Here is an 8,754-nt window from a genome sequence, read left to right as displayed (position 1 = left end):
ATATTTGTAGAGCATATTTGTTCCTCCGTTTCTGGTTTCTAAGCAATTCTATTTTAACGGATTTTAGACAAATATGCTCTACTTTTTTTAAAATTATTTTTGTAGGCTCTATTTGTTACCCCAACATTTATTATAGAGCCTTTATTTACAAAAAGTCATTAGAGTGTTTTTGTATTGCCTGACCTTATTATTAGTGATATAATATAGCTGAAAAATGAAATGTTATATAAGCGTAGGGGTTGAGTAATTTTTATGGGGGATAAGGATGAAGAAAATATCCTTTAATGTTAATGAAAATGGATTTTATGGAGTGTATTGGGAAAACAAGATAAAATCCGACTCGGCATTAATTGCTATGCTTGGAGATGATCCATCGGATTATTTGGCGAAAGGCTGCGTTAAATGGCTGCAAAAGAATGGTATGAATGTAATGACTATGTCACCTGCAAAGAAAGACTACGGGCACCATAATTACCCTTTAGAGCGAATTGAAAAGGCTATAATGGTGTTAAAAAAATATGGAAATACAAAAATCGGCATTGTGGGTGCGTCAACTACGGGTATGCTTGCCCTTGTGGCGGCGTCTTATTTTTCAGACATTACTCTTACTATTGCTATGACTCCAAGTGATTTTATATGGCAGGGATTTATGCAGGGCAACAAGGACGGCTGCAAGGAATGGCCTGTTGAGCGTGAATCTACGGTTTCGTGGCAAGGTAAACCGCTTGCTTATGTGCCTTTTGCGTATAAGCATCCGGATTATTGGAAAGTTATTGAAAAGGAAACCAAGGGTTCAGGCAATTTCTTGTGTTCAAGAAAGCTTTTTGACGATTCGGAAAAGGCATATCCGATTACAGAGAAAGAAACCATAAAGGTTGAGAATATTTACGGTAAATTATTTTTAATCGGTGCAGATGACGATACCTTGTGGGATACAGGCAAATATATAAGGCGAATGGACGAAAGACTTAAAAGTACGCCACATAAATGCGATTATGAAGCTATTGTATATGAATACGGCACACATTTTGTATTTCCTGAAACATTGATAAAAGCACTTGTGCCGGGCTTTTCTAAGATTATTATGAAGTTTATTTTTAAATCAGTTAAAGAATATGCTGACGAATGTCAAAAAACAAGGATTGATATTGATTTAAAGTTAAAACAGGCTATGCAAAGCTGGAGTAAAAAATAAAATGGGTTCTGATTTAAATGTTGGGATAACTTTGACAAATTATGGTTTGTAACGGTCGGGAAATTTTTGCTTGACTTATTGCAGACTTTATACTCGGACATAAAAATTTGGTCAACCTTTTTCAAAGGTTGTGGGTGTGGGCAACGCCCACAATATTTTAAGCTAACGCAAGGTTTTGATAGCCAAACAGCTTGCTGTTTGGAGGCTTAAACACAACAGCGAAAGCCTTATAATTGCGATAGCAACACAAAAAGCCATTCTTCTTTATTATTTATTAATGAAGTATTTCTTTTAAAAGGCTGTCGCCTGTTTTGTCAAACTTTGCTCTATCACACAAACAGCGTTGCTGTTTGTGCCTGAAAATTTGCAATAAACACAACTATTCTTTGGCGTTGCCCAAACCCACGAGCCTTTAAAAAGGCTCGACCTAAATTTTTTGTTATTTATCCGAAACTTTCTGCTAAACAATAATTCACCCCAACTTTTGACATAGAGCAAAAAATGTAAGGTAACAGTAAAGCACCGCTCAGTAAGTTCCTGAGCGGTGCTTTTAGGTTAAATTATTTTAGTGGATTTATTATTCAAGATCCCAAAAATCAAAATGAATATTTTCTCTTACTTGGTCTTCCTGAGGACCTACAGGTGTTGAAGTTGTGATGACATCTTCATTTTCTATTTCCTGAATTTCTATTTCAATTTTTTCGTAAGCTAATTTCATTACAAACTAAGCTCCTTATAAATCTTTATTAAATACAGATAATATAATATCACACAAACACCAACAAAACAACAACAAAATAATTTATAAAATGTAGAAAAAACAGATAAAAGCAAGAAAAATATGTATAAATTAAAAATAATAGTTATTATTTTGTCATTAAAGATGAGAACCAACAAATTTATTGATGCTTTCCTCGCTCACATATTTGGGTACATCTATAATTACGGTTGTACCCTCGTTTTTGCGACTTCTGAAAAGCATTGTGCCGCCAAGCAATACCTCAATGCGTTCCTTAACGCTTATAAGTCCGATGTGACCTCTGTTATCGTTATTTATTGGAATATCGTCTATTGAGTCGGCGTCAATTCCCACTCCGTTATCCTCAATTTTTATAAGTACTCTATCGTTTTCATTCAAAGTGGAAATTATTATGCTTCCACCGCCCTTTTTGTTGCCAACACCATGTTTTACGGCATTCTCCACAACAGGCTGAAGCGTGAGAACAGGCAGATAAAAAGAGGACACCTGTATATTGTAGAATACCTGCAGCTTGTCGCCGTATCTGAGCCGTTCAAGATTTAGATAATGTTTTATATTTTCAAGCTCCTGTGAAAACGGAATATAGGTTTTCTTGATGCTGTTATCAATATTTGCCCTTAAATAAGCCGAAAAATCGTCCATAGCATTGTCGGCTTTTTCCTGATCCTTTTTGTAAAGCACACGAATTGTAGCCAGTACATTATACAGAAAATGCGGTTGCATTTGACTTAATATCATCTTGGTTTTAGCGTCAAGCAATTCTTTATTCTGTTCTTCCTCAATCTTTACTAAAAGGTCGATTTTGACTATTAATCTATGGGTAATTATGTATGCACCGCCTAAAATTACAAATAGCGTGTTTATAGTGTCAGTAATAAATATTTCTCTCGGTACAAAAAAGAATTCAAAAGATACTATGGTGGCAAAGCAGACCGTATAAAATAATATATAATCGTGCGGATAACTGTCGAACGTAGCACTTATTATAAGTAGGGCAATGTACATAATAACGCTTATATTCGTAGGTTTTACCACAATGTCATAAAACATTGTTAATAAAAAAGCAGAAAAAGAAAAGATAGAAGTTAAAAAACGAGCGTGCATTACTATGTGTTTAGAGTTTTTATCAATAACTTTTAACACTTTTTTTGAACCGAACAAAAGGAAAATGATAATTGCCCATTCAATCAAAAACGGAACAGTGTTGATAACTGAAAATCCGTAAATCAAACATCGCCCTGCCATAAAAACAAGAATAACAATCAAGGCAAATTTACTGTATGATACAAGCGAAACGAGGTTATCCCATGCAAGTGTTTTTTCAAATCTTTTTATATTTTGTTCTTTAAAAATTTTAAGCATTAAATGGTTTAGCTTATCTTTAAAAAATTTCATAATAAGCCCCCTGCATTTTGATAATATAATTATAAATGATATTGTTATAAACTGCAATCATAAGAGGAAAAAACGCAAAAATTGACGATTTATTGGCATTTGTTATATTTACAACAGCCTTTTGCAATGCTATACTAAAGCTGTAATACACAGGTATTACAATCTGTAAATGGAGATGGTAATGATGAAAACATTTAATTGGGCAACTCTTGGTTGTGGTGTAATTGCAAACGAGCTTGCTAATGCAATGCAGAGTCGTGGACAAAAGCTTTATTCTGTGGCAAACAGAACTCACGAAAAGGCTGTAGCCTTTGCCGAAAAGTATGGCATTGAAAAGGTATATAATAACATTGACGAGCTGTTTGAAGACGAAAATGTTGATATTATTTACATTTCTACACCGCACAACACACATATTTCCTATTTAAGAAAGGCACTTAACGCTAAAAAGCATGTGCTTTGTGAAAAGTCAATTACCCTTAATTCAGATGAGCTTGAAGAAGCAATAGAGCTTGCAAATAAAAATAATGTTGTGCTTGCTGAGGCTATGACAATTTACCATATGCCAATCTACAAGACTCTTAACGAAAAAATTAATTCGGGTGCTTTGGGTGAGTTAAGGCTTTTGCAGATGAATTTTGGCAGTTACAAAGAATATAATATGAAAAACAGATTCTTCAACAGAAATCTTGCAGGCGGTGCAATGCTTGACATTGGCGTGTATGCACTTTCATTTGTAAGGTGGTTTATGTCATCTTGCCCGAATGAAGTGCTTTCTCAGGTGAAATACGCTGAAACGGGCGTTGACGAGCAGGCGAGTATTCTCCTTAAAAATAAGGAAGAAGAGATGGCAAGTGTAATTTTATCATTACACGCAAAACAGCCAAAGCGTGGCACGATTGCATTTGACAAGGGATATGTTGAAATTTTTGAATATCCGAGAGGCCAAAAGGCGGTTATTACATACACCGATGACGGACATACGGAAACAATCTGCGAGGGCGAAACCAAAAACGCTTTGCTTTACGAGGTGGAAGATATGGAGCAGGCTGTGGCAGGCAATACAAATCTTATGCACCTTGACTTTACAAGAGATGTAATGAAAATTATGACAGATATTCGCAAAGAGTGGGGAATGACCTATCCGGAAGAGGAGTAAGGGTAGGTTTAATTTATAACACCTACTGATTCCGATTTTTTGCGTGAAAAATTTGCTTAAATAAAAAGGTGCTTTTTCAATAGTTGGGGTAAATTATGGTTTTTATTACGAGAAGATAGTTTGCAAACTAATAATTTTCTTGTTCCCGACAATAACTTAGTAATGGTCGGGAATTAAAAGTATTAAAATTGCCTATGCTTTCTGCTCGGACAAAGAAATTTAGGTCGAGCCTTTTTAAAGGCTCGTGGGTTTGGGCAACGCCCAAGAAAAGTTGTTTCCATGCAATTTATAAGACACAAACAGCGTCGCTGTTTGTGTGCTGAGGCAAAGTTTGACAAAACAGGCGACAGCCTTTTAATAAGAAATAATTAATTTTTCATTATATAATGAATGGTTTTTCTTGTTGCTATCGCAAGTAAAAGGCTCACGCTGTTGTGTTCAAACCGCCAAACAGCAGGCTGTTTGGCTATCAAAGCCTTGCGTTAGTTTAAAGTATTGTGGGCTTTGCCCACACCCACAACCTTTGAAAAAGGTTGACCAAATTTTTATTTTCGAGTATAAAGTCTGTATTGATTCAAAGAAAATTTCCTGACCGTTGCTAAACCATAATTTATCAATATTACCCCAACATTTAAAACAGAACCAATAAAAAATGAGCCAAATGTTTTTAGTGCATTTGGCTCATTTTATTTTGTTATTTATTCCCATGGCTTGCATAACAGTTGCAACCTTGTTTATTTCGTCTTTATTATTAAAGCTTTTGTAGCGGAGGTTTGCATCTGAAATTGTTTCTTTTTTGTGTAAAAATCCGCTTACCACTCTATGTATCTGAAAATAGGGAATAGTAATCGGATACTTTTTTGCAAAAGGGTATTTTCGCTTTATGTTTTCGCTTGAAAAACCAAATTGATTAAGAAAGTGCTTTAAAACCCTTTTGTTATGACTTCCCTCAATTTCAGAAACTTTTATTTGATGATAAAAGGCATCACTTCCGAAAGTACCGCTGTTCAAAATAAAAACGATGGCTGATTTTAAATCATCGTTTATTTTTTCCCCGTCAAAAAGATATTTTGAAATGCTGTTGACAGCAGAGAAAAACTTTTCAAGCTCAAGCTTTTTTATTATTTCGTTAATTCTTTTGCTATCAATGTTGGGGCTTTTTTGTATTAAGTAAATATCAAGCAACATTCTTACTCCCGCACCGCTGTTTACAAAATGCTTGTAAAGGTGCAAAACTGCGTATAGAAGATTGGCTGTATCGGTAAGGCTTTGTCTGTAGCCGTTCTCAGTTGTGCAGTCACTCAAAATTTCATTAAGAACATCTGCATAAATTTTATTTTCAGCAGTAAAGTCTGTGTGCAATTCAATGTAATAGCAAGGCTTTTTTTTGAAATTAACTGAGTTTTCTTCGCTTTTTGCAAATTCAAAGCCGAGCAAGGTTATAATATTTTCTGCCTTTTCCTTGTATTCGGAATTTATGTAAAAATCAATATCACTTGTTTTGCGAATAAGCTCCGAAGGGTAGTATTTTTGAAATTCCACACCTTTTAATATTGTATGTGGAATTTCAGCCGAGGTAAACTGCTTTGAAAGCTTTTGAGCAAGTGCATCGGTTTTTATCTGATAAAATGAAATCTGCTCTGCCTTTTTTGCAAGCTGTGAAAGCTTATCTTCAGGGTATTCACAGTATTTAAGGGCAGGGTAGAGCATAGTTGTCAGGTTGTGCTTATCGGCAAACATTGCCATTTCAGCCACGCTTGGCAGTGCTGATATATCAATATTTTGGGTACTGTTAATTAAATTTCCGATTAGTCTGCATACGGCAAGACCGCTGTTTATAGTTTTCATTTTGTAAGGTGTCCGTAAATATGCGTCAGCAAACGCTTGGTTTTAAATGAAAAGCAAAAGCAATGTGTGTATAATTTGTAGCGGAAACTGCTGACTTTTATAACCTTGCCGTTTCTGCAAAATTCAGTCATTTTTCCGATAATTTGCTTACGCTTTATAATTCCTTTTTTGTATTCGTTATCTCCGCACATAACGGCGGTGTCTGTGCTAAGTTTAAGTATTCTGTGCAGTACAAGTTGATTTGTATTGCGTCTGAACAAAACCACATCATATTTTTTTAGATTTTCAGGCTTTACTATATACACCGAATCCCTGTGATTATACAGCAGAGGATACATACTCATTCCATGTACGGGTGCGGAGTAAAAACCTGTAGTTTTTATTATATCTTCCGGCTTATTCATCGAGCAGTCCTGCTTTTCGTACTTTGGCAAGAAATTCGTCAAAATCTGCCCTTGCGGTTGCTTCGTCATTGCAAAGACTGTTTATGACAAAGTCGTATTCAACATCATTTTGCAGTAAATTCCAGACAAATTCGCCTGTGCTGTTCATCTTTATAAAAGAATTGCAGTAATCTGCCATATCATCATCGGCTACCGCAACAATTCTGTCGGCAAATTTTCGTAGTACAAAACCGTTTTTAATCTTCATTTATTTCACCTTCTATTGCTTTTAGGGCTGTGTAGCAGGCATCATCCTCCATCTTACAGCTCAGCTCAAATATTTTTACATCGTGACTCAGCCTGTCTAAAAATTCAAGTGCTTTAATTTTGCCAAGCTGGTTTTTAGGGCAGGCTATAGAATTTATAAGTGAAAATACGGTGTCGGATTTGGCTGTTTTTACGCTGTTGGCAAGTCCTCTTTTCAGAATGAAAATTCCGTCAAGAGGATAGTGAGCATTACTGCCAAGGTTTTCCTTGCCCTGCCATGGTGTGCCAAAGGCAATCGGTTTGCCGTTTATGTATCTTATAAAAGGCTTGTCGCCGTTGATTATTTTCACCTTGTCACCAAGGCATTTTTGCCATATCTTAATATGAGTGGTTTTGCCTGTGCCTGACGGTGCAGAAAAAGCGTATGCCTTGCCGTTGTAGGCAATTACCGCACAATGAATTAACGCACCGTTGTAATTTAACAGCAAAATATTGCTCAGCTTGCGAAGAATTGCCGTTGCCTCATACATTCCGTCTGAGTAGCCGGCAACTGTGTTTTTCTCTTTTTTTATATCCTCGGCGGTTATTTCAAGTGAAAAATCAAATTTTTTTGCGTCTGATAAATAATTTTTCAGCAGATTTTTAGCGTATTCACTTTTACATTGGATATTTATAAATAAATCTGCAATTTTATATATACTCATAATTACCTGCTAAAAACGCCTTTACAACGAAAAGGCTATAAAGGCGTTAATATTATGTTAAGTTTTTTATAATCAAGGCTTAACTACAATGTTGTAGTAGCCTTCTGAGTCAACTGAAAGTGTGGTAGGCTCGGTTGAAGGTTCTGTTGGAGATTCATCAGGAAATTCATCAATAAAGCCTGAAATATATGATTGAATATATGTAACATCATTGATAGAAATAATTTCATCACGATTTACATCGGCAAGCTTTGACTGCTCATTGTCAAGAATATCAATGTCAGCTATGTAAGACTGAACAAGTGTTGCGTCTGAAATATCAATGTTTTCATCTCGGTTTACATCGCCAAGATTATATTTTGCCACACCGGCCGATACTGAAAAAACAGCGACAAGCGAAATGCTTAAAACTGCAATAACGCTTAAAATAGAAATAAATTTTTTCATTTGTTCCACCTCATATTATTCAAGATCAAAATAATTGATTTCCGCCTCATTTGATGTGCTGTCAACAGCTTCTGTCTGAGTCGGCTCGGCTGTTGAGGCAGATGCGGAAGTGCCTTGAGTTGCCTTTGGCTCATCACTTTTACTGCATCCGCAGCCGACAACTAAAAAGGCAAGCGTAAAAATGCAGACAATTATGCCAAGGCTTTTAAAAATACTATTAGTTTTCATTGCATACCAACTTATTTTAATAATTAAGATATAATATTATATCACAAAAGCCTGACAAAACACCAACAAAACAATAATTGTTTTTAAAAATTATGTTTGAGCTTGTAAATATGCGTTTGTTATTTCTGCCCAACTGTAATTTGCCATATATTCTCCCTGATACAAATTCATAGCGGTTAAATCACCGTTGTAAAAATCATACACATCGCAGGAGATTTTGTTTGTATCTATTGAGGTGCGGTTTCGTGAACGAATCAGAACATCACTGATGTGGTATTCCTTTAGTGTTCTTCTGAGTGACGAAATAATAGTCGCCACATTTTTTATTTTTTCATCATCTTCCCACAATGCCAGTGCAATTTCAGCAT

General features: G+C 35.5%; 10 protein-coding genes and 1 pseudogene. 2 read left to right on the top strand and 9 right to left on the bottom strand.

Features of this window, described 5'->3' with window-relative positions; genetic code table 11:
- Positions 1-265 precede the first annotated feature (265 nt).
- Positions 266-1,195: an acyl-CoA thioester hydrolase/BAAT C-terminal domain-containing protein gene (locus ACJMMI_RS02010; RefSeq protein WP_405353021.1), complete on the top strand. Its 930-nt coding sequence runs from the start codon at positions 266-268 to the stop codon at positions 1,193-1,195.
- Positions 1,196-1,772: 577 nt separating this feature from the next.
- Here the strand turns inward: ACJMMI_RS02010 and ACJMMI_RS02005 are convergent.
- Both ACJMMI_RS02005 and ACJMMI_RS02000 read right to left on the bottom strand, forming a co-directional pair.
- Positions 1,773-1,913 carry a hypothetical protein gene (locus tag ACJMMI_RS02005; protein WP_405353019.1) on the bottom strand — a complete coding sequence of 47 codons (141 nt, stop codon included), beginning with the start codon at positions 1,911-1,913 and terminating at the stop codon, positions 1,773-1,775.
- Positions 1,914-2,072: 159 nt separating this feature from the next.
- Positions 2,073-3,350 (bottom strand): sensor histidine kinase, encoded by a 1,278-nt coding sequence (locus tag ACJMMI_RS02000; protein ID WP_405353018.1) that lies wholly within the window; start codon positions 3,348-3,350, stop codon positions 2,073-2,075.
- 184 nt (positions 3,351-3,534) lie between these two features.
- Here ACJMMI_RS02000 and ACJMMI_RS01995 point away from each other — a divergent pair, with 184 nt between their 5' ends.
- Positions 3,535-4,509: a Gfo/Idh/MocA family protein gene (locus ACJMMI_RS01995; protein ID WP_405353016.1), complete on the top strand. Its 975-nt coding sequence runs from the start codon at positions 3,535-3,537 to the stop codon at positions 4,507-4,509.
- A gap of 681 nt (positions 4,510-5,190) precedes the next feature.
- Here the strand turns inward: ACJMMI_RS01995 and ACJMMI_RS01990 are convergent.
- From ACJMMI_RS01990 to ACJMMI_RS01960, 7 genes and pseudogenes are all read right to left on the bottom strand, one after another.
- Entirely contained in the window at positions 5,191-6,357 is a 1,167-nt protein-coding gene (locus tag ACJMMI_RS01990; protein WP_405353014.1) for a nucleotidyltransferase family protein, read from the bottom strand.
- On the bottom strand, positions 6,354-6,761 hold the full coding sequence (locus tag ACJMMI_RS01985; protein ID WP_405353012.1) for a S24/S26 family peptidase: 408 nt from the start codon (positions 6,759-6,761) through the stop codon (positions 6,354-6,356). The genes ACJMMI_RS01990 and ACJMMI_RS01985 overlap by 4 nt, the downstream gene beginning before the upstream one ends.
- The gene (locus ACJMMI_RS01980) at positions 6,754-7,008 is read right to left on the bottom strand and encodes a PqqD family protein (RefSeq protein WP_405353010.1); all 255 of its coding nucleotides are present in this window, start codon (positions 7,006-7,008) and stop codon (positions 6,754-6,756) included. The genes ACJMMI_RS01985 and ACJMMI_RS01980 overlap by 8 nt, the downstream gene beginning before the upstream one ends.
- Positions 6,998-7,711, bottom strand: a complete 714-nt coding sequence (locus tag ACJMMI_RS01975; protein ID WP_405353009.1) for a hypothetical protein — start codon at positions 7,709-7,711, stop codon at positions 6,998-7,000. The genes ACJMMI_RS01980 and ACJMMI_RS01975 overlap by 11 nt, the downstream gene beginning before the upstream one ends.
- Positions 7,712-7,783: 72 nt before the next feature.
- A complete protein-coding gene (locus tag ACJMMI_RS01970) occupies positions 7,784-8,158 on the bottom strand; it encodes a dockerin type I repeat-containing protein (protein WP_405353007.1) in 375 nt (124 codons plus the stop codon).
- Between the two features lie 15 nt (positions 8,159-8,173).
- Positions 8,174-8,386 carry a hypothetical protein gene (locus ACJMMI_RS01965; RefSeq protein ID WP_405353005.1) on the bottom strand — a complete coding sequence of 71 codons (213 nt, stop codon included), beginning with the start codon at positions 8,384-8,386 and terminating at the stop codon, positions 8,174-8,176.
- Between the two features lie 90 nt (positions 8,387-8,476).
- Positions 8,477-8,754: pseudogene (locus ACJMMI_RS01960) on the bottom strand (hypothetical protein); the annotation flags it as partial.

Origin of the sequence: Ruminococcus sp., assembly GCF_045129435.1 — a bacterium.
Lineage (GTDB): Bacteria > Bacillota > Clostridia > Oscillospirales > Acutalibacteraceae > Ruminococcoides.
Note: the sequence above shows the minus strand (reverse complement) of the source record. Positions and strands in the feature narration are given on the sequence as shown.

Bases quoted from the DNA above. Each gene is read 5' to 3' on its own strand.
- ACJMMI_RS02010 (WP_405353021.1), top strand. From the start codon at position 266: ATGAAGAAAATATCCTTTAATGTTAATGAAAATGGATTTTATGGAGTG.
- ACJMMI_RS02005 (WP_405353019.1), bottom strand. From the start codon at position 1,913: ATGAAATTAGCTTACGAAAAAATTGAAATAGAAATTCAGGAAATAGAA.
- ACJMMI_RS02000 (WP_405353018.1), bottom strand. From the start codon at position 3,350: ATGAAATTTTTTAAAGATAAGCTAAACCATTTAATGCTTAAAATTTTT.
- ACJMMI_RS01995 (WP_405353016.1), top strand. From the start codon at position 3,535: ATGAAAACATTTAATTGGGCAACTCTTGGTTGTGGTGTAATTGCAAAC.
- ACJMMI_RS01990 (WP_405353014.1), bottom strand. From the start codon at position 6,357: ATGAAAACTATAAACAGCGGTCTTGCCGTATGCAGACTAATCGGAAAT.
- ACJMMI_RS01985 (WP_405353012.1), bottom strand. From the start codon at position 6,761: ATGAATAAGCCGGAAGATATAATAAAAACTACAGGTTTTTACTCCGCA.
- ACJMMI_RS01980 (WP_405353010.1), bottom strand. From the start codon at position 7,008: ATGAAGATTAAAAACGGTTTTGTACTACGAAAATTTGCCGACAGAATT.
- ACJMMI_RS01975 (WP_405353009.1), bottom strand. From the start codon at position 7,711: ATGAGTATATATAAAATTGCAGATTTATTTATAAATATCCAATGTAAA.
- ACJMMI_RS01970 (WP_405353007.1), bottom strand. From the start codon at position 8,158: ATGAAAAAATTTATTTCTATTTTAAGCGTTATTGCAGTTTTAAGCATT.
- ACJMMI_RS01965 (WP_405353005.1), bottom strand. From the start codon at position 8,386: ATGAAAACTAATAGTATTTTTAAAAGCCTTGGCATAATTGTCTGCATT.